Origin of the sequence: Streptomyces nigra (genome assembly GCF_003074055.1) — a bacterium.
Lineage (GTDB): Bacteria > Actinomycetota > Actinomycetes > Streptomycetales > Streptomycetaceae > Streptomyces > Streptomyces nigra.
The window spans coordinates 4,672,295-4,694,729 of record NZ_CP029043.1 but is presented as its reverse complement, the minus strand read 5'-3'; the positions used below and the strand labels follow the sequence as shown (position 1 = coordinate 4,694,729).

At 70.8% G+C, this 22,435-nt stretch carries 22 protein-coding genes; 10 read left to right on the top strand and 12 right to left on the bottom strand.

Annotated features, from left to right (window positions below; translation table 11 throughout):
• The first annotated feature begins 45 nt into the window (after window positions 1-45).
• From afsQ1 to DC008_RS21870, 5 genes are all read left to right on the top strand, one after another.
• Window positions 46-723: a two-component system response regulator AfsQ1 gene (gene afsQ1, locus DC008_RS21890; RefSeq protein WP_108710810.1), complete on the top strand. Its 678-nt coding sequence runs from the start codon at window positions 46-48 to the stop codon at window positions 721-723.
• On the top strand, window positions 720-2,237 hold the full coding sequence (locus DC008_RS21885; protein ID WP_108708403.1) for a sensor histidine kinase: 1,518 nt from the start codon (window positions 720-722) through the stop codon (window positions 2,235-2,237). Before afsQ1 ends, DC008_RS21885 begins: the two co-directional genes overlap by 4 nt.
• The gene (locus tag DC008_RS21880) at window positions 2,237-2,836 is read left to right on the top strand and encodes a hypothetical protein (RefSeq protein ID WP_108708402.1); all 600 of its coding nucleotides are present in this window, start codon (window positions 2,237-2,239) and stop codon (window positions 2,834-2,836) included. The genes DC008_RS21885 and DC008_RS21880 overlap by 1 nt, the downstream gene beginning before the upstream one ends.
• A 285-nt stretch (window positions 2,837-3,121) precedes the next feature.
• A complete protein-coding gene (locus DC008_RS21875) occupies window positions 3,122-3,673 on the top strand; it encodes a VanZ family protein (RefSeq protein WP_108708401.1) in 552 nt (183 codons plus the stop codon).
• A gap of 117 nt (window positions 3,674-3,790) precedes the next feature.
• A complete protein-coding gene (locus DC008_RS21870) occupies window positions 3,791-4,000 on the top strand; it encodes a PspC domain-containing protein (RefSeq protein WP_108708400.1) in 210 nt (69 codons plus the stop codon).
• 56 nt (window positions 4,001-4,056) lie between these two features.
• On the opposite strand, the gene DC008_RS21865 is transcribed toward DC008_RS21870, so the two are convergent.
• On the bottom strand, window positions 4,057-5,325 hold the full coding sequence (locus DC008_RS21865) for an MFS transporter (RefSeq protein WP_108708399.1): 1,269 nt from the start codon (window positions 5,323-5,325) through the stop codon (window positions 4,057-4,059).
• A gap of 63 nt (window positions 5,326-5,388) precedes the next feature.
• On the opposite strand from DC008_RS21865, the gene DC008_RS21860 reads away from it, so the two are divergent.
• The gene (locus DC008_RS21860; protein ID WP_108708398.1) at window positions 5,389-6,348 is read left to right on the top strand and encodes a LysR family transcriptional regulator; all 960 of its coding nucleotides are present in this window, start codon (window positions 5,389-5,391) and stop codon (window positions 6,346-6,348) included.
• 67 nt (window positions 6,349-6,415) lie between these two features.
• Here DC008_RS21860 and DC008_RS21855 read toward each other — a convergent pair whose 3' ends face one another.
• Complete coding sequence (locus tag DC008_RS21855; RefSeq protein WP_108708397.1) at window positions 6,416-7,177, bottom strand: alpha/beta hydrolase; 762 nt, start codon at window positions 7,175-7,177, stop codon at window positions 6,416-6,418.
• A gap of 196 nt (window positions 7,178-7,373) precedes the next feature.
• Between DC008_RS21855 and DC008_RS21850 the strand changes: the two genes are divergently transcribed.
• From DC008_RS21850 to DC008_RS21840, 3 genes are all read left to right on the top strand, one after another.
• On the top strand, window positions 7,374-8,537 hold the full coding sequence (locus tag DC008_RS21850) for an adenosine deaminase (protein WP_108708396.1): 1,164 nt from the start codon (window positions 7,374-7,376) through the stop codon (window positions 8,535-8,537).
• Between the two features lie 136 nt (window positions 8,538-8,673).
• A complete protein-coding gene (locus tag DC008_RS21845; protein WP_108708395.1) occupies window positions 8,674-9,090 on the top strand; it encodes an ATP-binding protein in 417 nt (138 codons plus the stop codon).
• Between the two features lie 237 nt (window positions 9,091-9,327).
• A complete protein-coding gene (locus DC008_RS21840; protein ID WP_108708394.1) occupies window positions 9,328-10,347 on the top strand; it encodes a sigma-70 family RNA polymerase sigma factor in 1,020 nt (339 codons plus the stop codon).
• On the opposite strand, the gene DC008_RS21835 is transcribed toward DC008_RS21840, so the two are convergent.
• A complete protein-coding gene (locus DC008_RS21835; protein WP_123954021.1) occupies window positions 10,231-10,617 on the bottom strand; it encodes an STAS domain-containing protein in 387 nt (128 codons plus the stop codon). The genes DC008_RS21840 and DC008_RS21835 overlap by 117 nt on opposite strands.
• Window positions 10,618-10,778: 161 nt before the next feature.
• On the opposite strand from DC008_RS21835, the gene DC008_RS21830 reads away from it, so the two are divergent.
• The gene (locus DC008_RS21830) at window positions 10,779-11,699 is read left to right on the top strand and encodes an AEC family transporter (RefSeq protein WP_108708393.1); all 921 of its coding nucleotides are present in this window, start codon (window positions 10,779-10,781) and stop codon (window positions 11,697-11,699) included.
• A gap of 6 nt (window positions 11,700-11,705) precedes the next feature.
• Here DC008_RS21830 and DC008_RS21825 read toward each other — a convergent pair whose 3' ends face one another.
• The 9 genes from DC008_RS21825 to DC008_RS21785 form a co-directional block, all read right to left on the bottom strand.
• Window positions 11,706-12,290: a Uma2 family endonuclease gene (locus DC008_RS21825; protein WP_108708392.1), complete on the bottom strand. Its 585-nt coding sequence runs from the start codon at window positions 12,288-12,290 to the stop codon at window positions 11,706-11,708.
• A gap of 95 nt (window positions 12,291-12,385) precedes the next feature.
• Window positions 12,386-13,669: a thymidine phosphorylase gene (locus DC008_RS21820; protein WP_108708391.1), complete on the bottom strand. Its 1,284-nt coding sequence runs from the start codon at window positions 13,667-13,669 to the stop codon at window positions 12,386-12,388.
• Between the two features lie 91 nt (window positions 13,670-13,760).
• A complete protein-coding gene (locus DC008_RS21815) occupies window positions 13,761-14,168 on the bottom strand; it encodes a cytidine deaminase (RefSeq protein WP_108708390.1) in 408 nt (135 codons plus the stop codon).
• A complete protein-coding gene (locus DC008_RS21810; RefSeq protein WP_055621685.1) occupies window positions 14,165-15,439 on the bottom strand; it encodes an ABC transporter permease in 1,275 nt (424 codons plus the stop codon). The genes DC008_RS21815 and DC008_RS21810 overlap by 4 nt, the downstream gene beginning before the upstream one ends.
• On the bottom strand, window positions 15,436-16,560 hold the full coding sequence (locus DC008_RS21805) for an ABC transporter permease (protein WP_108708389.1): 1,125 nt from the start codon (window positions 16,558-16,560) through the stop codon (window positions 15,436-15,438). The genes DC008_RS21810 and DC008_RS21805 overlap by 4 nt, the downstream gene beginning before the upstream one ends.
• Window positions 16,560-18,137, bottom strand: coding sequence for an ABC transporter ATP-binding protein (locus tag DC008_RS21800; RefSeq protein WP_108710809.1), 1,578 nt, complete (start codon window positions 18,135-18,137; stop codon window positions 16,560-16,562). The genes DC008_RS21805 and DC008_RS21800 overlap by 1 nt, the downstream gene beginning before the upstream one ends.
• Window positions 18,138-18,348: 211 nt before the next feature.
• Entirely contained in the window at window positions 18,349-19,401 is a 1,053-nt protein-coding gene (locus DC008_RS21795; RefSeq protein ID WP_108708388.1) for a BMP family lipoprotein, read from the bottom strand.
• A 309-nt stretch (window positions 19,402-19,710) separates the two neighbouring features.
• Window positions 19,711-20,763, bottom strand: coding sequence for a BMP family lipoprotein (locus DC008_RS21790; protein ID WP_108708387.1), 1,053 nt, complete (start codon window positions 20,761-20,763; stop codon window positions 19,711-19,713).
• 317 nt (window positions 20,764-21,080) lie between these two features.
• Complete coding sequence (locus DC008_RS21785; protein WP_055621680.1) at window positions 21,081-22,301, bottom strand: M20 family metallopeptidase; 1,221 nt, start codon at window positions 22,299-22,301, stop codon at window positions 21,081-21,083.
• Window positions 22,302-22,435 lie beyond the last annotated feature (134 nt).

Sequence of the window (22,435 nt, the reverse complement as noted above, 5' to 3'; positions counted from 1 at the left end):
TACAGGTGTCGAAACACCACCCCCGCATGGGCCAGAATGTGCGGCGTGCCTTCCCTGTTGCTGATCGAGGACGACGACGCCATCCGCACGGCCCTGGAGCTTTCGCTCACCCGCCAGGGTCACCGGGTAGCCACGGCTGCCACCGGTGAGGACGGCCTGAAGCTGCTGCGCGAGCAGCGGCCGGACCTGATCGTGCTGGACGTGATGCTGCCAGGCATCGACGGCTTCGAGGTGTGCCGGCGCATCCGGCGCACCGACCAGCTGCCGATCATCCTGCTCACCGCCCGCAGCGACGACATCGACGTCGTGGTCGGCCTGGAGTCCGGCGCGGACGACTATGTGGTCAAGCCCGTGCAGGGCAGGGTGCTGGACGCCCGGATCCGCGCGGTGCTGCGCCGCGGGGAGCGCGAGTCCAACGACGCGGCGACCTTCGGCAGCCTGGTGATCGACCGGGCGGCGATGACCGTCACGAAGAACGGCGAGGACCTGCAGCTCACGCCGACCGAGCTGCGCCTGCTCCTCGAACTGAGCCGCCGCCCCGGCCAGGCCCTCTCCCGGCAGCAACTCCTGCGCCTGGTCTGGGAGCACGACTACCTCGGCGACTCGCGCCTGGTGGACGCCTGTGTGCCGCGCCTGCGCGCCAAGGTCGAGGACGTCCCGTCCTCGCCCACCCTGATCCGTACCGTACGCGGGGTCGGCTACCGCCTGGACGCGCCTCAGTGACGGACGCACAGAAGGATCTCCGCGGCTGGGCCGCGGCTCGCAAGGGAGTGTGGTCGAGGCTGCGTTTCACCAGTCTGCGGCTGCGGCTGGTGGTCGTCTTCGGCCTGGTGGCGCTCACCGCCGCCGTCTCCGCCTCCGGGATCGCGTACTGGCTCAACCGGGAGGCGGTCCTCACCCGCACCCAGGACGCGGTGCTGCGCGACTTCCAGCAGGAGATGCAGAACCGCGCGGCCCTTCTCCCCGAGAACCCGACGCAGGACGAACTGCAGCACACCGCGGGCCAGATGGCGAACAGCAGCCAGCGCTTCAGCGTGCTGCTCGTCGCCCAGGACGCCGACGGCAAGCCGCTGTCCAGCAGTTCGGGCGCCCTGGACGGCTTCACGCTCGCCGACGTGCCCAAGTCGCTGCGTACGGCGGTGAACGACAAGGTCGACTCCGACAAGGCCGAGTACCACCTGTACTGGCAGCGGATCGTCGAGGACGACAAGCCGTATCTGATAGCCGGCACCAAGGTCATCGGCGGAGGCCCGACCGGCTACATGCTCAAGTCCCTCGAACAGGAGGCCAAGGACCTCAACTCCCTGGCCTGGTCCCTAGGGATCGCCACCGGCTTGGCCCTGATCGGCTCGGCACTCCTCGCGCAAGCGGCCGCCACGACCGTACTGAAGCCGGTGCACCGCCTGGGGGTCGCCGCCCGCCGCCTGGGCGAAGGCAAACTCGACACCCGCCTCAGGGTGTCCGGCACGGACGAACTCGCGGACCTCTCCCGGACGTTCAACAACGCGGCCGAAGCGCTGGAGAAACGGGTCGCCGACATGGCCGGCCGCGACGAGGCGTCCCGCCGCTTCGTGGCCGACATGTCCCACGAACTGCGCACCCCGCTCACCGCGATCACGGCAGTCACCGAGGTCCTCGAAGAGGAACTGGAGGCGGAGACCGGCTCGGTGGACCCCATGATCGAACCGGCGGTCCGCCTCGTCGTCAGCGAGACCCGCCGCCTGAATGACCTGGTCGAGAACCTGATGGAGGTCACCCGCTTCGACGCGGGCACGGCCCGCCTGGTCCTCGACGACGTCGACGTGGCCGACCAGATCACGGCGTGCATCGACGCCCGCGCCTGGCTGGACGCGGTCGAACTCGACGCCGAACGCGGCATCATGGCCCGCCTCGACCCCCGCCGCCTCGACGTCATCCTGGCCAACCTGATCGGCAACGCGCTCAAGCACGGCGGCTCCCCGGTCCGCGTCACGGTCCGCGAGGAGGACGACGCGGTGGTGATCGACGTACGCGACCACGGCCCCGGCATCCCCGAGGACGTCCTCCCGCACGTCTTCGACCGCTTCTACAAGGCCAGCGCCTCCCGCCCACGCTCCGAGGGAAGCGGCCTGGGCCTCTCCATCGCCCTGGAGAACGCCCACATCCACGGCGGCGAGATCACCGCCGCGAACTCCCCCGAGGGCGGCGCCGTCTTCACCCTGCGCCTCCCCCGGGACGAACCGAAGAAGGAGGACTGATGACCCCGCGCCTCACGGCCCTCCTCACCCTGGCGGCCATAACCCTGGCCGGCTGCGGCATACGGTCCACGGAAGTCCCCACCAACTTCGGCCCGGCCCCCTCCCGCGTCCACTGCTCGCTCTCGGAACCGGACGCCTCCCCCCAGGCCACCCGCGGCCTCCCGGTCCAGGTCTTCCTGCTCTGCGGCTCCCAGCTGGTCGCGGTGGACCGCACCATCCGCGTCCCCGACGGCACGGCCGACGCGGCCCGCCGCGTCCTGGTGGCCCAGGGCCTCCTCGAGGAACTCCAGGCAACGCCCTCCCCGGCCGAGAAGGAGGCCGGCTACACCACGGACCTCCGAGGCGCGATGGACGTAGCGGGCCCCCGCAGAAACGACCCGGACGAAACCCTGCGCCTGACAACCACCCCGTCCACCCTCACCAGCTACGCCCTGGCCCAGATCGTCTGCACCCTCTCGGACTCCGCGGCGGCGGAGGGCGACGGCTCGGTCATCCTGGGCGGCCCCACGGGCACCCCCCGCCGCTACGAGTGCACGGACGAGGTCCGCACCCGCCCCGGCACCACCGAGCCCCCGTCGACCGAGGTGGCGACGACCTGACACCCGCCTACGGCGGTGAGGGGCCGGGGTGGGGGGTGCCCGCCCGCAGCGTCCCGCGTCAAAAAGACAGCACAGGTCATCCACCCGAGCCGCCGGACCGAGGACGGACACCCCCCACCCCGGCCCCGCCTCATGACGCACCGCAGGCGCGAGACGCACCCCCACGAACCCGAGGATGCGCCGCAGGCATCACACCGCCCCCCGAAACCGCCCGTGTGGCGGACACCTCACCCCACCCCACCCCCACCCGGAACCGATCCCACCGAAGACCGCGTCTTGGGGATCGTGCAGCGTCAAGGCTCCATCGGCGGCAGCGCCGTGATCCGCGTCCGCGCGACAGGAGGCATCCTCCTGGTCGCCCACCTTGCGTTCGTCGCCTGGCTCACGCTGCGCCCCCTGGACGTCCCCTGGGTGATGCCCGCGAATCTCCAGCCCTTCGCCGGCATCCAGGCCGACCTGGCCCTTGGCTGGCGCGAGGCGACGAGGTGCATCGTCGAGGGCCTGGCCCTCCTCGCCCCCCTCGGAGTCCTGCTCCCGATGGCCCACGGCAGGACGACATCGTCCCCCCTGGGCTCCCTGGCCCGCACCACGACGACGGCCGCGCTGATCTCCCTGGCCATCGAACTGCTCCAGACCGGAGTCCCCGGCCAGATGGTCGACGTCGACTCGCTCCTCCTGAACACGCTGGGCGTAGCGCTGGCCCACACCGCTGTGGTCCCCGCGGCTCGAGCCCGCCTCCGCCGCGGCTCCCCGAGGAGCCACCGCGTCCCGGTACCCCAGGAGGAGCCGTCTCAGGGTCGTACCCCGACGATCCCCAGGGTCGGGATGGCCCCGTAGCACGACGCTTCACCCTGTTTGTCCTCGTAGCGTTGAGGTCAGTGGAAGAGAGAGACCACTCGGAGGGCCCGCCCAGGAGCCACCGACACCGACCGACGCTCGCGAAGGAGCCACACCATGACCGCGCTCGCCCGACCCACCCACGGCCGCATGATCGGCGGAGTGTGCGCCGCGCTGGCGCGACGCTTCGGCACGTCCGCCACGACGATGCGCGTGATCTTCCTGGTCTCCTGCCTCCTGCCGGGCCCGCAGTTCCTGCTCTACATAGCCCTGTGGCTGCTGCTGCCCTCGGAAGAGAAGGCAGCCAGGACGAACACGGCCTGGTAGGAACCCAAATCCCCCTCCCCCGGAAACCCGGCGAGAGGGGGATCCCGTCTGCCACGTCACACAGCCACCACGGCCCCCCGAGCCCGAGCCGCCCGAGTCCCCAGCAGGGTGATCGCCACGACCCCGACGACGGCCAGCAGCCCGACCCCGACGGTCCCGCCCCAGCCCCCCGCGTGGAAGGCGACGGCCCCGACGGTGCTGCCCGCGCTGGACCCGACGTAGTAGGCGGACTGATACAGCGCCGAAGCCTGCGCACGCCCGTGCGTGGCGGTCCTGCTCACCGCGGACGACGCCACGGCGTGCCCCGCGAAGAACCCGGCAGTGATCAGCACGAGCCCCAGCAGCACAAGCGGCAGCGACCCCGCCAGGGTCGCGAGCAACCCCACCGCCGTAGTCGCAGCGCCCGCGTACAGCGCCCCACGCCGCCCCAGCCGGTTCACGAGCCGCCCCGCCGTGGAGGCGGAGACGGTGCCGACCAGATAGACAAGGAAGATCGAGCCGACGATGCCCTGGGGCAGCGAGAACGGCGCCTCGGTGAGCCGGTACCCGATCACGGTGTAGACGCCGCCGAAGACGGTCATGAACAGCGCGCCGATCGCGTACAGCCGCCGCAGCAGCGGGTCGGAGAGATGGTCCCGCACGGTCCGCGCCAGCACACGGGGCCGCAGCGACCCGGGCGTGAAGTGCCGCGGCGCAGGGAGCAGCAGCCGGAAGGCGACCGCGCAGGCCACGGCGAGGGCGCCGATGACACCGACGGCGACACGCCAGCCCCACTCCTGGGCGACCCAGCCGGTGATGACACGGCCGCTCATGCCGCCCACGCTGTTGCCGGCGACGAACAGCCCGATCGCCGTGATCAGCGCCTTGGGCCGCACTTCTTCGGCGAGGTACGCGGTCGCGGAGGCCGGCAGACCGGCCAGCGCGGCGCCCTGGACGGCCCGCAACACCACGAGCGCGGTCAGGTTGGGCGCGAACGGCACGGCCACACCGACGGCGACCGCGACGACGAGGGAGCCCGTCATGACGGTACGGCGGCCGTACCGCTCGGAGAGGGCGCTCATGGGGAGCACGAACAGGGCCAGTCCGCCGGTCGCGGCCGCCACCGTCCAGCTGGCCTGGCTCGCCGCGACCCCGAACTCGTCGGAGATCAGCGGCAGAAGGGCCTGCGTGGAGTAGAGGAGGGCGAAGGTCGCGACACCGGCGAGGAAGAGGGCGAAGCTCATCCGGCGGTATCCGGGACCGCCCGGAGCCATACGGGAGTCGGCGACAGGGGCTGCGGGGGCGGCGACCACGGCAGTGGACGCCTCGGTACTGGCGGGAGACATGCCTCGAAGCTACGTACGCCGTCACTGATCCGTCCAATGCATGGATTCGCCATAATCGTTCCCATGGCGCATCAGCACAGTTCACGACGTCGGCTGTCACCGTTCAGTGACACAGAAGACATGGCCGACATGTCCCGGCTGCTGGCGCCCCGCCTCGCGTACTTCGCCGGGGTGGCGCGCACCGAGCACGTCACGAGGGCCGCGCGGGAGATGGGCGTACCGCAGTCGACGCTGTCGCGGGCCATGGTCCGCCTGGAGCAGGATCTCGGGGTGGACCTGTTCGCCCGGCACGGCCGGACGGTGTCGCTGACGCCGGCGGGCCGCACGTTCCTGACCTCGGTGGAACGCGCACTGGCCGAGGTGGAGCGCGCGGCCGAGGAGGTCCGCGCAGACGCCGACCCGGCGACCGGGAAGGTCGCGTTCGGCTTCCTGCACACGATGGGCGCGGAGACGGTGCCGGGCCTGCTGCAGGCGTTCAGGGCGGACCACCCCCGGGTCCGCTTCAGTCTGGTGCAGAACTACGGGGAGGCGATGCTGGAGGGCCTGCGGGCCGGCGAGCTGGACCTGTGTCTGACGTCGCCGGTGCCGGACGCCCCCGACCTGGTGGCCCGCCGCCTGGACGAACAGAAACTGCGCCTCGTGGTACCCGCCGACCACCGCCTGGCCACCCGCAGGCGCATCCGGCTGGCGGAGGCGGCGGAGGAGAACTTCGTGACGCTGGAGCCGGGCTACGGCCTGCGCCGCATCACGGACGACCTGTGCGGTGAGGCAGGCTTCCGGCCGCGCATCGCCTTCGAGGGCGAGGAGGCGGAGACCCTGAGGGGCCTGGTGGCGGCAGGGCTGGGCGTGGCGCTGCTCCCCCCGCCGGCAGTACCCCGCCCGGGGGTGAGGGAGCTGACGGTCACGGCACCGAGGGCGGCACGGGAGATCGGCGTGGCCTGGCTGGCGGACCGCCCGGACACGCCGCCGGTGGCGGCGTTCAAAAGGTTTTTGCTCTCACGTAGAGGAACACTGCTCCCCTGACCCGAAGAACCGCCCCCAGCCACCCCCGACACACATCGGATCGCACCCCACCCCACCCGCACCCGCCCTACCGCCGCAACGACTTCCCGAACCCCGAGGCAAGCGGCATCCGCAACCCCAACGGCGGCGGAGCCGCGAACGCATCGACAACAGGCCGCGAGAACACGGCCCCGAACAGCGCGCCCATGACGAAGTCCTCGGCCAGCGCCAGCACTTCGTCCCGATGCTGATGCAACCGATGCCGATCGGAGTGCACTTCGAACCGGCACACCTCCCGGTTCGCCTTCTTGGCCCGCGCCGCCAGCCGGAAGGACAGTTCGGGATCGGTCCGCTCGTCGTTCGTGCCGTGCACGATCATCACGCGCCGCCCGGCGAGCTGCTTCACCGGTTCGGGCGAGCCCGCCGCGTCCTCGTCCGGCAGCCAAGGGGCGATGGCGAGCACGGAGTTGACGGCCTCATGCCCACCCGCGCGCAACGCCGCCCGCCCGCCCATGTCGAGCCCGACGAGACACACGGGCACATCGCCGTAGAGCCGTACGACCTCGTCGGCGGCCCACAGCGCGTCCCGCATGAGCGCGGCCTCGTCGCCGTTCCACCCGCGATAGCGGTAGTGGACGGCGTGGACGGCGAGCCCCTCCCCCCGCCCGGCCCGAGCGAGCCGGCGCCCCAGTGCACGCACCAGCGAGGTGGCCAGCAGCGGCGCGGGTCTGCGGTAGGAGGTCTCGTCCCCACCCGGGAGCAGCAGAACCACACCGCTCACCGCCGTCGGCTCCGGCCCGACCACCTTGCCCAGCCGGACCCTGCGCACCGGCGTCGCTTGCTGTGCCATGACAGAACAGTGGCAGAAACGAGAGCCCGGGCGACCCGTCCGTGCGGTCACCGTTACGTATCGACGGATGTGTAAAGCGCGGTTCCGGCCGTCCACACCCCGCACTTCACTTCCCGCACGGAGCCGCACTCCCCCACAAAACTCTCCTCCTGCGCGGAGCCGCGCCCTCTACGCGCGTAGGCGTTAGAGTGCGGAAATGACGAGCCAGACTGCCCCGAAGGCGCACACCCCGAGCTCGGACCAGATCCGCCGGGCCCCGAAGGTTCTGCTGCACGACCACCTCGACGGCGGGCTCCGCCCCGGCACGATCGTCGAGCTCGCCCGCGAGTCGGGCTACGACCAGCTCCCCGAGACCGACCCCGGAAAGCTCGGCCTGTGGTTCCAGGAGGCCGCCGACTCCGGTTCGCTGGAGCGGTACTTGGAGACGTTCTCGCACACCGTGGCGGTCATGCAGACCCGTGACGCCCTCGTCCGCGTCGCCCGCGAGTGCGCGGAGGACCTCGCGGAGGACGGGGTCGTCTACGCCGAGGTGCGCTACGCCCCCGAGCAGCACCTGGAGGGCGGGCTCACCCTGGAGCAGGTCGTGGAGGCCGTCAACGAGGGCTTCCGGGAGGGCGAGCGGATCGCCCGGGAGAACGGCCACCGCATCCGCGTCGGCGCGCTGCTCACCGCGATGCGGCACGCGGCCCGCTCGCTGGAGATCGCCGAACTCGCCAATTCCTACCGCGACATGGGCGTCGTCGGCTTCGACATCGCGGGCGCCGAGGCGGGCCACCCGCCGACCCGGCACCTCGACGCCTTCGAGTACCTCAAGCGCGAGAACAACCATTTCACGATCCACGCCGGCGAGGCGTTCGGGCTGCCGTCGATCTGGCAGGCCCTCCAGTGGTGCGGCGCCGACCGGCTGGGGCACGGGGTCCGGATCATCGACGACATCCGGGTCCGGGACGACGGCTCGGTGGAGCTCGGACGCCTCGCGTCGTACGTGCGGGACAAGCGCATCCCTCTGGAGCTGTGCCCGAGCTCCAATCTGCAGACGGGCGCGGCCGACTCGTACGAGGCGCACCCCATCGGGCTGCTGCGCAAGCTGCACTTCCGGGCCACGGTGAACACGGACAACCGCCTGATGTCGCACACCAGCATGACCCAGGAATTCGAGCATCTTGTCGAGGCGTTCGGTTACACGCTCGACGACATGCAGTGGTTCTCCGTCAATGCGATGAAATCATCGTTCATTCCTTTCGATGAACGGCTGGCCATGATCAATGACGTGATCAAGCCCGGATATGCCGAACTCAAGTCCGAGTGGCTTTTCCGACAGACGAGCTCTACCAGCGGTTCTCCCGACGAGGAGGGCTGACGAGGGGTTCCGCCCGCACAGGGACTGCGGACGCCATTCACAATCCGTCCGCAATTCGATGTTTGCGGCCGGACGGCGGGGGTGTTTACGGTCGAAGAACCGCTCACATCCCCGTTCTCAAATTTTGAGGTTTTCCATGAAGCAGTCTGCCGCCAAGTCCCTCGGTGTCGCCGCGCTCGGTGCCGCCTTCGCCGCCACGGGCGCGGGTGCCGCCAACGCCGCCCCCGCCGTCCCGGACGCCGGCGCGGCGCTGGACACCGTCACCCGGACGCTCCCGGCCGAGAGCCTGACGCAGGCGGCCCCGAACGCCGCCGAGGGCCTGGCCGGGGGGCAGGAGGCGGTCGCCGCCGGCCTCGCCGCCGCGCAGCCGACCGCCGAGCGGACGCTGGCCGGCGCCCCGGCGCTGGCGGCCGGACCGACGGGCGCGGCCACCGGCCTCCTCGGCGGCCTGCCGGTGGAGACCCTCCCGGCGCAGGCCCTCCCCACCCAGGGGCTCCCGACGCAGGGCCTCCCGACGCAGGGCCTGCCCGTGAACGGCGTCCCGCTGGGCTGACCCCGCCGCACGGCCGCACACCATCGGGGCGCACTCATGACATGGGGGTGCGCCCCGATGCCATGCCCGAAGGTCACACCGCACCCCCGACCTCGCACCGCACCCTCGACCTCACGCCGCCCCCTCGACCTGCGGCTTTCCCCACTCCGGGGGCCATTGTCAGTGGGCTGCGGTAGCTTCCGAAGTGGTGGGGCGCGACGAGGTGTTCCACAGGACGGCCACAGGGGTGGGTGGACGATGAGCGACGGTACGGCGACCACGACGACGGATCTCGACGTCAGGCTGGAGAAGCACCGCGTCGAGCTGACCGGGTACTGCTACCGCATGCTCGGTTCGTCCTTCGAGGCCGAGGACGCGGTGCAGGACACGATGGTGCGGGCCTGGCGGAGCTACGACAAGTTCGAGGGCCGTTCCAGCCTCCGCTCGTGGCTGTACCGCATCGCGACGAACGTCTGCCTGGACATGCTGACGGCGGGCAACAAGAGGGCCCGGCCCATGGACCTCACCGAGTCGACACCGCTCGCGCAGGCCGCTCTCTCCCCCCGCCCGGACCACACCTGGCTGGAGCCTGCGCCGGACAGCCGGGTGCTGCCCACGACGGACGACCCGGCGGAGGCCGCGGTCGCCAAGGAGTCGGTGCGGCTCGCCTTCATGGCCGCGCTGCAGCAGCTGCCGCCGAAGCAGCGGGCGGTGCTGATCCTGCGCGAGGTGCTGGCGTGGAAGGCGAGCGAGGTCGCCGAGCTGCTCGGCACCTCGGTCGCGTCGGTGAACAGCGCGCTGCAGCGGGCCCGGGCCACCCTGGCCGAGCAGCGCCGGCCCGGCGCGGACGCGGCGGTCTCCGACCCGCTGGACGAGGAGCAGCAGAAGCTCCTGGACCGCTATGTCGCCGCCTTCGAGGGGTACGACATGACGGCACTGACCGCGCTGCTGCACGAGGACGCCATCATGACGATGCCGCCGTTCGACCTGTGGCTGACCGGCGCCGGGGACATCACCGGGTTCATGACGACGATGGGCGCCCCCTGCGCGGGTTCCCGTCTGGTGCCCGTCCAGGTCAACGGGCTGCCGGGGTTCGCCCAGTACAAGCCGGACCCGGAGGCGGGCGGGTTCACGCCATGGGCGGTGCAGGTCCTGGAGATCTCAGGGGGGCGGATCACCGGGTTCCACTGCTTCCTCGACACCAAGCGCTGGTTCCCGCTCTTCGGGCTGCCCCTCCACCTCGAAGCGGAGGCCGACGAGGTCGAGCAGGGCGTGTAGGGCGGGGTCCGGGTCCCGCAGCCGTATCCGGCCGCCGGCGCGCCGGGCGGTGAGCTGGAGCCGGGCCAGCAGGTCCACGGTCCCCAGACCGGGCGGGCCGAGCCCGCCGACGTCGCACACCACGACCCTGGAGGGGCAGCCCTCCAGCCGGGCCCGTACGACGGCGCACAGCCCCGTCACCTCACCCCGGGTGACAGGGCCGGCCAGCACGAGTACCGCGGGTGTCATGGCGTCCACGACCGGTAGACCGGACCGGGGCCGGTAACTCATCGCGGAGGTGCGCCCGCCCCGATCCGCCGGGCGCGCCCGTGTGTCCGCCGGCCGGGATCACATTGACCCGGCGCCCTCCCGCCCCGGAGGGTTGGGTGTATGCCCCACACACCAGTGCCTCCTCGAAGACCTCGCGGCCCGCTCCCCGCGAAGGGGGTTCCGTGCAGGGTGTGTTGACGGGTTTCGCGGTGATCGCGGTGGTGATCGCCGTCGGCTATGTGATCGGTCGGCGCGGCTACCTCGGGGAGCACGGGCGGGACGTGCTGACGAAGCTGGCGTTCCACGTGGCGTCGCCCGCGCTGCTCTTCACCACTCTCGCGGGCACCGACCTCTCGGTGATCTTCTCCAGCCGTCTCCTGGTGACCGCGCTGAGCACGGCCGCCGCGGCCGGGGTCTTCGTGGCGGTCGCCGCCGTACGGCGCTGGGGCGTGGGCCGCACCACGATCGGCGCCCTGTGCTCGAGCTACGTGAACTCCGGCAACCTGGGCATCCCGATCGCCGTGTACGTCCTCGGGGACGCGTCGCTGGTGGCGCCGGTGCTGCTGTTCCAGCTCGTCGGGGTCACGCCGGTCGCGCTGACGATCCTCGACCTCTCCGGTGGCGGCGCGAAGGGCCCGCTGTGGCACCGCCTGCTGACACCGCTACGCAACCCGATCGCGCTCGGCTCGCTCGCGGGCGTGGCGGTGTCGGCGACGGGGCTGCGCATCCCGGCGCCCGTCCTGGACCCGCTGACGCTGATCGGCGGCATGTCGGTCCCCGCGGTCCTGCTGGCCTTCGGCATCTCCCTGTGCGGCAGCACGATGCCGGGCCGGGGCCCGGACCGGCACCCGGTGTTCCTCTCGGTGGCCCTCAAATCCCTCGGCCAGCCCGCCGCGGCCTGGGCCCTGGCGGCGGGCGTCTTCGGCCTGCGGGGCGCGTCCCTGCTGGACGTGGTGGTGACCTCGGCCCTGCCCGCCGCACAGAACCTGTACACGTACGCGTCGAGCTACGGCATCGGCGAACGCCTGGCCAGGGACTCGATCCTGCTGTCGACGGTGATCTCGGTACCGGTCCTGGTGGCGGTGGCGGCGCTCCTGGGCTGACGCCGATCAGTCGACGGGGAACTCACCGGTGTCGATCGTCACGCCGAACGGCTCCGGCAGGGTGATCGGGTCGCCGAACTTGACCGCCCTCAGCACCCGGTAGACGTCCCCCTTGGGTTCCCCGAACAGCGTGGCGGTCGGGCCGCCCGGAGCCCAGCGGTCGATGAGCAGGTAGAGCGGGATACCGGCGGTGGCGTATGCGGCGGGCTTGCTGACGCGGTCGTGCTGGGCGTTGGACCGGGAGGTCACCTCGACGACGAGTTCGGCCAAGGCCGCCGGGATGTGGGACTCCGCCTCCGCGCACTCCTCCACGGGCGCCACGAGCAGGTCCGGGATGAGCATGCCCAGACGGGACGGCACGGAGATGGCCAGAGTCTGGAAGATTCCCCAGTCATCGGGGATCACGGAGTAGAGGCGACGCTGAATACGTTCCGCGATTACATTGTGGCGGGACGCGGGAGCAGGTGACACGGTGATGATCCCCTCGATGATCTCCACCTTGCTGCCCTCGGGCCATGCCATCTCCTCCCAGAACCGGACGAGGTCGTCCCAGTTCTGGTCGGGGTCCTGGCTCACGGTGAGTGCGCTCATGGCGGTCTCCTATCGCTGCGTCACCGATCCCAGCATGCCGAACGGGACCGGCGGTGGTCCACCGATCCCGTTCACCCGAAGGGGAAACCGCCTGGTCAGGCGATACGTTCCAGCACCACCGGCGACGCCGTGAAGTCGGTGCCGGCCGGGCTGACGTCGTACGAGCCCTCCACCGCCTGCAGCGCGTACGCGAAGCGCTCCGGGGTGTCCGTGTGCAGGGTCAGCAGGGGCTGGCCCGCGGTCACCGTGTCGCCGGGCTTGGCGTGCATCTCGACGCCGGCGCCCGCCTGCACCGGGTCCTCCTTGCGGGCGCGTCCGGCGCCCAGGCGCCAGGCGGCGACGCCGATGTCGTAGGCGTCCAGGCGGGTGAGGACACCGGAGGCGGGGGCCGTGACGACGTGCTGCTCGCGCGCGACGGGCAGTTCGGCGTCCGGGTCGCCGCCCTGCGCCGCGATCATGCGTCGCCAGACGTCCATCGCGGAGCCGTCGGCGAGGGCCTTCGCCGGGTCGACGTCCTCCAGCCCGGCCGCCGCCAGCATCTCGCGGGCCAGGGCGATGGTCAGCTCGACCACGTCGGCGGGGCCGCCGCCGGCCAGGACCTCGACGGACTCGCGGACCTCGAGCGCGTTGCCCGCGGTGAGGCCGAGCGGGGTGGACATGTCGGTGAGCAGCGCGACCGTCTTCACCCCGTGGTCGGTGCCGAGGCCCACCATGGTGGAGGCCAGCTCGCGGGCGTCCTCGATGGTCTTCATGAAGGCGCCGGTGCCGACCTTCACGTCGAGGACCAGCGAGCCGGTGCCCTCGGCGATCTTCTTCGACATGATCGAGGAGGCGATCAGCGGGATGGCCTCGACGGTGCCGGTGACGTCCCGCAGGGCGTACAGCTTCTTGTCGGCGGGGGCCAGGCCGTCGCCCGCCGCGCAGATCACGGCGCCGGTGGTGTCGAGCACGGACAGCATCTCCTCGTTGGAGAGCAGCGCGCGCCAGCCGGGGATGGACTCCAGCTTGTCGAGGGTGCCGCCGGTGTGGCCGAGGCCGCGGCCGGAGAGCTGCGGCACGGCGGCCCCGCACGCGGCGACCAGCGGCGCGAGCGGCAGCGTGATCTTGTCGCCGACGCCGCCGGTGGAGTGCTTGTCGGCCGTCGGGCGGGACAGCGAGGAGAAGTCCATGCGCTCGCCGCTCGCGATCATGGCGGCCGTCCAGCGGGCGATCTCGCGGCGGTTCATGCCGTTGAGGAGGATCGCCATGGCGAGCGCGGACATCTGCTCGTCGGCGACCTCCCCGCGGGTGTACGCGTCGATGACCCAGTCGATCTGTGCGTCGCTGAGCTCGCCGCGGTCCCGCTTGGTGCGGATGACGGAGTTGGCATCCGTCGACAAAACAGCCATGGCTTTCCTTCCGAAGGTGCCAGAAGAGACACGGCCCCTCCGGACGGTCGCGTGAGCGACGCGGAGGGGCCGCACGGGGGGGTTACTTGCTGAGGTGGTCCGGTCCGAACGCCTGGGGCAGCATCTCCGACAGCGGCAGGATGCCGGCCGGGGTGTCGAGCAGCAGGTCGGGGCCGCCGAACTCGTAGAGCAGCTGGCGGCAGCGGCCGCAGGGCACCAGCGTCCGGCCCTCGCCGTCGACGCACGCGAAGTGCGTGAGCCGTCCGCCCCCGGTGTTCTGCAGCTCCGACACCAGTCCGCACTCGGCGCACAGGCCGAGTCCGTACGAGGCGTTCTCGACGTTGCAGCCGGTGACCGTGCGGCCGTCGTCGACGAGGGCGGCGACTCCGACCGGGAAGCCGGAGTACGGCGCGTAGGCGCGGGACATGGCGTCCCGCGCGGCCTCCCGCAGCGTGTCCCAGTCGACGTCGGGGGCGGCGGCCGGGCTCACTTGCCCTGTCCCTTCCGGTACGGCAGGCCGTCCGCCTTCGGCATCCGCAGGCGCTGCGCGGACAGCGTGAGGACGACGAGGGTGACGACGTACGGCGTGGCGGAGACGACCTGGTTGGGCACCTCGTTGGTGGTGGCGTACCAGGTGTAGACCAGGGCGCCGACCACCGCGGTGATCATCGACGGGGCGTACTTCTTGCGGATGACCAGCCAGATGGCGCCGATGATCAGCAGCAGGGCGCCGAGCAGCAGCAGCGCGTGCACGTTGGTGGAGCCGCCGCGCAGGTTGAGGCTGTCGGTGTAGCCGAACAGGCCGGCGCCGAGGGCGAGGCCGCCCGGCATCCAGTTGCCGAAGATCATCGCGGCGAGGCCGATGTAGCCGCGGCCGCTGACCTGGCCCTCCAGATAGAAGGGGTTGGCGACGATGGAGAGGAAGACACCGCCGAGGCCGGCCAGACCACCGGAGATGATCACGGCGATGTACTTGTACTTGTAGACGTTGACGCCGAGGGACTCGGCGGCGATCGGGTTCTCACCGCAGGAGCGCAGCCGCAGACCGAAGGCGGTCCGCCACAGGATCCACCAGGTGGCCGGGATCAGCGCGACGGCGATCAGGGTCAGCCAGGACACGTTGGTGACGAGGCCGCCGAGCAGGCCGGCGATGTCGGAGACGAAGAACCAGCCGTTGTCGTTCAGGTCCCGCAGGCCGTCGGAGAGGCCGGGCACGGTGAAGTGGCCGAGGGTCTCGACCGCCGGGGACTGCTTGGCGGAGCCGCCCGCGTGGCCCTCGAAGGCGAGGGGCGCGAGGTAGCGGGTGATGCCGAGCGCGAGGATGTTCAGCGCCACACCGGAGACGATGTGGTTGACCCGGAAGGTGACGGTGGCGATGGCGTGCAGGACGCCGCCGATGCAGCCGCCGGCGATGCCGACGACGACGCCGGTCCAGGGGCCCCACTGGAAGCCGGCCCAGGCGCCGAACCAGGTACCGAGGATCATCATGCCCTCGAGACCGATGTTGACGACGCCGGCCCGCTCGGCCCACAGACCGCCGAGACCGGCGAGGCCGATCGGCACGGCGAGCTGGAGCGCGGTGGACATCTGGCTGACGTTGGTGATGCCGTCGGCGCCGGTGATGATGCGGACGATCGAGGTCAGTGCCAGGGCTCCGGCGATGACCAGCAGCAGCACCTGCCAGGAAAGACGGCGGCCGGTCGGCGCCGCGGGCTGCAGCGAGGGCTGGTTGACATCAACCGCTGAGGTCGGGGCAGTCATCGGCCAGCCACCTCCTTCGTGGTGTTGTTGTCGGCGCCGAGGACGTGACCGGCTGCCAGTTCGGCGCCGACCCGGCGCTGCTGGCGGCGCAGGCCCCACTCGCGGACGGCCTCGTAGGAGACGACGACCGAGAGGACGATCAGGCCCTGCATGATGACCGCGATCTCCTTGTCGTAGCCGTGGAAGTCCAGCTCGGGGGACGCCTTGTCGAGCCAGGCCCACAGCAGGGCGGCGAACGCGATGCCGACGGGGCTGTTGCGGCCGAGCAGCGCGATGCCGATGCCGAGGAAGCCGATGCCGGTGGGGAAGTTCAGGCTGTACGTGTGGGTGTCGCCGAGCAGGATCGGCAGGCCGGCGAGGCCCGCGATGCCGCCGGAGAGCAGCATGGCGGTGAGCACCATGCGCTTGGGGTCGACGCCGCTGGCCGCGGCGGCGGTCTCGGAGGCGCCGGAGGCGCGCAGGTCGAAGCCGAAGCGGGTGCGGTTGAGGACGACCCAGTAGCCGATGCCGAGGAGCACGGCGAGGAAGACCAGGCCGTAGATCTCGCCGGCGTCGCCGACGGGGATGCCGGAGACCCAGCCGGACTCGTGCATCTCGCCGGTGGTGTTGTTGTTGCCGACCTTGACGCCGAAGACGTTCGGCAGCCACAGGTAGGCGATGACGGAGGTCGCGATCGCGTTGAGCATGATCGTCGCGACGACCTCGCTGACGCCCCGGGTGACCTTCAGGACACCGGCGATGCCGGACCAGAAGGCGCCGGTGAGGACGGCGGTGAGGAGGAGCAGCGGGACCTGGAGGCCGGCCGGGAGGTTGGCGTGGGCGCCGACGACGGCGGCCATCATGGCGGCGAGCTGGTACTGGCCGTCGACACCGATGTTGAACAGGTTCATCCGGAAGCCGATGGCGACCGCGAGGGCGGCGATGTAGTACAGCGACGCCTGGTTGATGATCAGCACCTGGATGTCCGAGAAGCCGAGCTGCTCGAACATCAGGGTGTACGGCTCGACCGGGCTCTTGCCCGAGGCGATCAGGACGATCGCGCTGAGCACGAAGGCCACGGCCAGCGCGATGACCGGTCCGGCCACCGCGAGGAGCACGCGCTCCTTGTCGAACTTCTTCATCAGCGTGCCTCGTCTTCGCCGGACTCGGGAGACTTGCTCAGGTCGGGAGTCCCGGGGGTCGTGTCGTCGTCTTCGAGGTGCCCGGTGGCGGCACCCGTCATCGCCGAGCCCAGCTGCTCCGGGGTGATGGTGGCCGGGTCGGCGTCCGCGACCAGCTTGCCGTTGTAGATCACGCGGAGGGTGTCGGACAGGCCGATCAGCTCGTCGAGGTCGGCGGAGATCAGCAGCACGGCCAGGCCCTCGCGACGGGCCTCGCGGATGTGGTCCCAGATCGCCGCCTGCGCGCCGACGTCGACACCGCGGGTGGGGTGCGCGGCGATCAGGAAGCGCGGCTTGTGGCTCATCTCGCGGCCGACGATCAGCTTCTGCTGGTTGCCGCCGGACAGCGAGGCGGCGGTGACGTCGATGCCGGGGGTGCGGACGTCGTACGCCTCGACGATGCGGCGGGTGTCCTGCTGGGCGGCCTTGGGGTTCAGCCAGACGCCCTTGGCGAGGGGCTCCTCGGTGACATGGCCGAGGATGCGGTTCTCCCAGAGGGGGGCCTCCAGGAGCAGGCCGTGGCGGTGCCGGTCCTCGGGGATGTAGCCGATGCCCTGCTCGCGGCGCTTGCGGGTGGCCCAGCCGGTGATCTCCTCGTCGGCGAGGGTGATCGTGCCGGAGTCGGCGTGCTTGAGGCCGATGAGGGCGTCGACGAGTTCGGTCTGGCCGTTGCCCTCGACGCCGGCGATGCCCAGGACCTCGCCCGCGTGGATGGTGAAGGTGATGTCGTCCAGCAGGGCCTTGCCGCCGGCCGCCTCCAGACGGAGCTTGTCCACGGTGATGACGGGGCGGTCGGTGACCGTGGACTCGGCGGTCTCCGGCGTGGGCAGTTCGCTGCCGACCATCATCTCGGCGAGCTGCTTCGGCGTGGTCTCGGCGGGGACGGCCGTGCCGACGGTGGTGCCGCGGCGGATGACGGTGATCTCGTCGGCGACGGAGAGCACCTCGCCCAGCTTGTGGGAGATGAAGATGACCGACAGGCCCTCGGACTTCAGCTCGCGCAGGTTCTCGAAGAGCGCGTCGACCTCCTGCGGCACGAGGACCGCGGTCGGCTCGTCGAGGATGAGGGTGCGGGCGCCGCGGTAGAGGACCTTGAGGATCTCCACGCGCTGGCGGGCGGCGACGCCGAGCTCCTCGACGAGGCGGTCGGGCTCCACGCCGAGGCCGTAGCGCTCGGAGATGTCCTTGATCTTGCGGCGGGCCTTGGCACCGATGCCGTACAGCTTCTCGCTGCCCAGCACCACGTTCTCGAGGACGGTGAGGTTGTCCGCGAGCATGAAGTGCTGGTGGACCATGCCGATGCCGCGCACGATGGCGTCGGCCGGGGACGAGAAGGTCACCTGCTCGCCGTCGACCGCGATGGTGCCCTCGTCCGGCTTCTGCATGCCGTAGAGGATCTTCATCAGGGTCGACTTGCCGGCGCCGTTCTCGCCGACGAGGGCGTGCACGGTGCCCTTGTTGACGGTGAGGTGGATGTCGTGGTTGGCCACGACGCCCGGGAAACGCTTGGTGATCCCGGCGAGCTCGACGGCGGTCACCTGACCGTTGACCGCCGCGCCGGCCGGAGGGCTGCTGGACGCTTTGATGGCGCACACTCCTGGGGACGGGGGTCGTCTACGCGCGTAGCGCCCCTATGGCCTGAAAAGGGGCCGGCGTACCGCGACAACGGGGTACGGGGAGCGAGCCTCCCCGTACCCCGTCGAGCGGACACAACCCCTGGGGTTACCGCTGCTCAGGGTCTGGCTTCACTCAGCTGGTCTTGACCTTGATCTCGCCGCTGACGATCTTCTCCTTGGCCGTCTTGAGGGCTTCCTGAAGCTCGGCATTGTCCGCGAACTTCGGGTTGGAGTTCGACAGGCTCACCTCACCCGACTTCAGATCGCCACGAACGATACCGGTCTCGGGCTTGCCGTCCTCGACCGACTTCGCCAGGTTGTACACCGCCTTGGCGACGTCCTTCATCGCCGAGGTCAGGATCGAGTCCTTGTACTTGGCGAGCGCTTCCTGGCTGTACTGGTCGGAGTCGACGCCGATCGCCCACACCTTGTTGGCGGCGGCGGCCTCGATGACACCCTGACCGGACACACCGGCGGCGGCGTAGACGACGTCCGCCTTCTTCTCGATCTGGCCCTCGGCGGCCGACTTGCCCTTGTCGGGGCTGGAGAAGCCACCCTCCTCAGCGGTCTGCGTGAGGTACTGGGTGAGGACCTTGGCCTTGGGGTTGGTGTCCTTGACGCCCTGCTCGAAGCCGGCCTGGAACTTGTGGATCAGCGGGATGTCCACGCCGCCCACGAAGCCGACGGTGTTCGTCTTGGTGCTCTTGGCGGCGGCGACACCGGCCAGGTACGACGCCTCCTCCTCGGAGAAGACGAGGTCGGCGACGTTCTTCGCCTCGACGGTGGAGTCGTCGACGATGCCGAAGGTGGTGTTCGGGAACTTCTCGGCGGCGCCCTTGACGGCGGCGGCGTAGGCGTAGCCGACACCGATCACCGGGTTGTAGCCCTGCTTGGCCAGCGACGCGAGGCGCTGCTCCTTGTCGGCGTCCGTCTCACCGTCGGTGGGCTCGACGTCGGCGGTCGTGTAGCCGAAGTCCTTCTTCGCCTTCTCCAGGCCCGCGTACGCGGCGTCGTTGAAGGACTGGTCGCCCTTGCCGCCGACGTCGTACGCGATGGCGAGACCCTTGTCCCCGCCCTTCGAACCCTCCGAGGAGGCCTCGGTGGAGGTGCCGCCGCAGGCGGAGAGAGCGAGGGCCAGAGAGGCGGTCGCTGCGCCCGCGACCGTGATCCGGGAAATCCGGCGCATGTCGTGTGACTCCTGTCGTACTAGCGCCGGGACGGTACAGCCTTGGGACAGCTTGCAGCTACGGCGCTGGCTTCCGCCGCAGAGTAACGCGCGTAGACCTGCCAGGAAACCCCTTCTGTCCACCTTGTTATAGGCCCGTGGCCAACCGCATGCCCGGGGCACTCCGAGGGCCCGCGACAGGGGCCGGCGGGTGGCCGAGGGTGACCGGCGCGTCACTCGCGCGGGGGGCCGGGAACGGCGAGCGGGCGGGCACCCGAGGGATGCCCGCCCGCTGAACGCCCGCACGGCCGAACTGCCGTACGACCGCGACTACTCGGTCTTGACCTTGATGGTGCCGTCGATGATGCCTTCCTTGGCCTTCTCGACGGCCTCGGCCAGACCCGGGATCTTCGCGAACTCGGGGTTGGAGTCCGACAGGCCCACGCCGTCGACCTTGAGGTCGAAGGTCTGCGTGCCGGTCAGCGGCTCACCGTCGTGGACGGACTTGGCCAGCGTGAACACGGCACCGCCGACGTCCTTCAGGGCGGAGGTCAGGATCGAGCCCTTGTAGTTGGCGAGGGCCGCCTGCTTGTACTGGTCGGAGTCGACACCGATCGCCCAGACCTTGGCCTTCGACGCGGCCTCGATGACGCCCTGGCCGGAGAGGCCGGCGGCGGCGTACTCGACGTCCGAGCCCTTCTCGATCTGGCCCTCGGCGGCGGCCTTGCCCTTGTCGGGGCTGGAGAAGCCACCCTCCTCGGCGGTCTGCGTCAGGTACTGCGACAGGACCTTCACCTTGGGGTTGGTGTCCTGCACGCCCTGCTTGTAACCGGCCTCGAACTTGTGGATCAGCGGGACGTCGACACCGCCGACGAAGCCCACCGTGTTCGTCTTGGTGGCCTTGGCCGCCGCGACACCGGCCAGGTAGGAGGCCTCCTGCTCGGCGAAGACGAGGGAGGCGACGTTCTCGCCCTCGACCACCGAGTCGACGATGCCGAAGGTGGTCTTCGGGTACTTCTTGGCCACGGCCTCCATCGCGGGACCGTAGGCGAAGCCGACGCCGATCACCGGGTTGTAGCCCTGCTTGGCCAGCGACGAGAGCCGCTGCTCCTTGTCGGCGTCCGTCTCGCCCTCGGTGGGCTCGATGTCGGCCGTCTTGTAATCGAACTCCTTCGCCGCCTTCTGCAGGCCGGCGTAGGCGGCGTCGTTGAAGGACTGGTCGCCCTTGCCGCCGATGTCGTAGGCGATGGCGAGACCCTTGGAGTCGCCGCTGCCGTCGCTTCCGCTGCCGCTGTCACTGCTGGTACCACCGCACGCCGTGGCAGCGAGCGCGATCGACGCGACCCCCACCGCGACACTGGTCAGTTTGGATGTCCGACGCATCGTGAAGTCCCCATTCTCCAAGCCCCGCAGTGGGTGCTGGGTTCGGCGCACATTAACGCGCGTAGACACTCCTGGGAACGGGGTTTCGCCGTGCCGTTATCCATTCGTGCCGATGGCCGGTTACGTCCTTGTGAACCACCGGACCGAAAGGCACGCATGGGGCGATCGCACCCACGGGTGCCTTCCGCGCGACAGCGCTCCGGACCGCCCGCCATGGCCCAGACTCCCCCCGGCTCCGGCGGGTCGCAAGCGGAGGGGGCGAGACGAGTGGCGGGGTGTCCGGGGCGCGCTCCGGGGCCGCGTTCCGGGCGCCGGGCTCAGCGGGTCGCGTCGAGCAGGGCCGCCGCCGTGAACAGCTCCACGCCGACCGTGATGGCCGACTCGTCGACGTCGAAGTCGCCCTGGTGCAGGTCGCGGCCGATCCTGTCGCCCGGGTGGCGGACGCCGAGGCGGGCCATGGCGCCGGGGACGTGCTCCAGGTACCAGGAGAAGTCCTCGCCGCCGAGGCTCTGCTCGGTGGACTCGACGGAGTCGGCGCCGCGCCGGGCGGTCATCGCGTCGCGGAGCAGCTCGGTGGAGTCGGCGTCGTTGACGACGGGCGGGACGCCCCGCACGTAGTTGATCTCCGACTTGGCGCGGTGCAGGTTGGCGACCTCGTCGATCGCGGCGACGACCAGGTCGGGGGCCTGCCGCCAGGTGTCGAGGTCGAGGCAGCGCACGGTTCCGGCCACCTCGGCGTGCTGCGGGATGACGTTGGGCGCGTGCCCGGACTCGACGCGGCCCCAAGTCACCGACAGTCCGCTGCGGGCGTCGACGCGCCGGGCGACGATCGCCGGCACATCGGTGACGACGCGGGCGACGGCGGTGACGAGGTCGGTCGTCAGATGCGGGCGGGCGGTGTGTCCGCCGGGGCCGTCGAGAGCGATCTCCAGCCGGTCGCAGGCGGAGGTGATGGCGCCCTGCCGCAGCCCGATCCGCCCCGCGTCCACCTTGGGGTCGCAGTGCAGGGCCAGGAACCGGCCCACCCCGTCGAGCACGCCGTTCGCGATGGCCTCGACGGCGCCGCCGGGGAGGACCTCCTCGGCGGGCTGGAACAGCAGCCGGACCGGCCGGGGCAGCTGTCCACGCCGCTCCAGCTCGGCCAGGACGAGCCCGGCGCCGAGGACGACGGTGGTGTGCACGTCGTGGCCGCAGGCGTGGGCGCGGTCGGGCACGGTGGAGCGGTAGGCGCACTCACTCTTCGTGTCCGGGATGGGGAGCGCGTCGATGTCGCCGCGCAGCGCGAGCATGGGGCGTCCGCCGTCCCACTCGCCGATGTCGCAGACGAGGCCGGTGCCGCTCGAGAGGACGCGGGGCTTCAGGCCGGCCTTCTCCAGGCGGGCCTTGATCGCCGCGGTCGTTCTGAACTCTTGATTGCCGAGCTCAGGGTGCATGTGGAGGTCGCGCCGGAACTCGATGAGCTCGGCGCGCAGCGCTTCCGGCAAGGTGCCGGGGAGTGCTGATTCTCCGGTTTGGTCGGCCTCGGACTCTGCGGACATCAGTTGGTTCACCCTCTGAAGGGTAGGACGCCGAGGCGGCCAACTGACCCTCGATCAACAAAACTTCAACCCGTTCGGGGAAGAAAATCTGGCCGTCCGACGCGTAGGTATTGATTTGGGTGGGTAAACTCACG

What these genes read in the sequence shown, in the direction of transcription:
- DC008_RS21880 (WP_108708402.1), top strand. Translation starts at nt 2,237, where the DNA reads ATGACCCCGCGCCTCACGGCCCTCCTCACCCTGGCGGCCATAACCCTG.
- DC008_RS21870 (WP_108708400.1), top strand. Translation starts at nt 3,791, where the DNA reads ATGACCGCGCTCGCCCGACCCACCCACGGCCGCATGATCGGCGGAGTG.
- DC008_RS21865 (WP_108708399.1), bottom strand. Translation starts at nt 5,325, where the DNA reads ATGTCTCCCGCCAGTACCGAGGCGTCCACTGCCGTGGTCGCCGCCCCC.
- DC008_RS21860 (WP_108708398.1), top strand. Translation starts at nt 5,389, where the DNA reads ATGGCGCATCAGCACAGTTCACGACGTCGGCTGTCACCGTTCAGTGAC.
- DC008_RS21855 (WP_108708397.1), bottom strand. Translation starts at nt 7,177, where the DNA reads ATGGCACAGCAAGCGACGCCGGTGCGCAGGGTCCGGCTGGGCAAGGTG.
- DC008_RS21850 (WP_108708396.1), top strand. Translation starts at nt 7,374, where the DNA reads ATGACGAGCCAGACTGCCCCGAAGGCGCACACCCCGAGCTCGGACCAG.
- DC008_RS21845 (WP_108708395.1), top strand. Translation starts at nt 8,674, where the DNA reads ATGAAGCAGTCTGCCGCCAAGTCCCTCGGTGTCGCCGCGCTCGGTGCC.
- DC008_RS21840 (WP_108708394.1), top strand. Translation starts at nt 9,328, where the DNA reads ATGAGCGACGGTACGGCGACCACGACGACGGATCTCGACGTCAGGCTG.
- DC008_RS21835 (WP_123954021.1), bottom strand. Translation starts at nt 10,617, where the DNA reads ATGAGTTACCGGCCCCGGTCCGGTCTACCGGTCGTGGACGCCATGACA.
- DC008_RS21825 (WP_108708392.1), bottom strand. Translation starts at nt 12,290, where the DNA reads ATGAGCGCACTCACCGTGAGCCAGGACCCCGACCAGAACTGGGACGAC.
- DC008_RS21810 (WP_055621685.1), bottom strand. Translation starts at nt 15,439, where the DNA reads ATGACTGCCCCGACCTCAGCGGTTGATGTCAACCAGCCCTCGCTGCAG.
- DC008_RS21805 (WP_108708389.1), bottom strand. Translation starts at nt 16,560, where the DNA reads ATGAAGAAGTTCGACAAGGAGCGCGTGCTCCTCGCGGTGGCCGGACCG.
- DC008_RS21795 (WP_108708388.1), bottom strand. Translation starts at nt 19,401, where the DNA reads ATGCGCCGGATTTCCCGGATCACGGTCGCGGGCGCAGCGACCGCCTCT.
- DC008_RS21790 (WP_108708387.1), bottom strand. Translation starts at nt 20,763, where the DNA reads ATGCGTCGGACATCCAAACTGACCAGTGTCGCGGTGGGGGTCGCGTCG.
- DC008_RS21785 (WP_055621680.1), bottom strand. Translation starts at nt 22,301, where the DNA reads ATGTCCGCAGAGTCCGAGGCCGACCAAACCGGAGAATCAGCACTCCCC.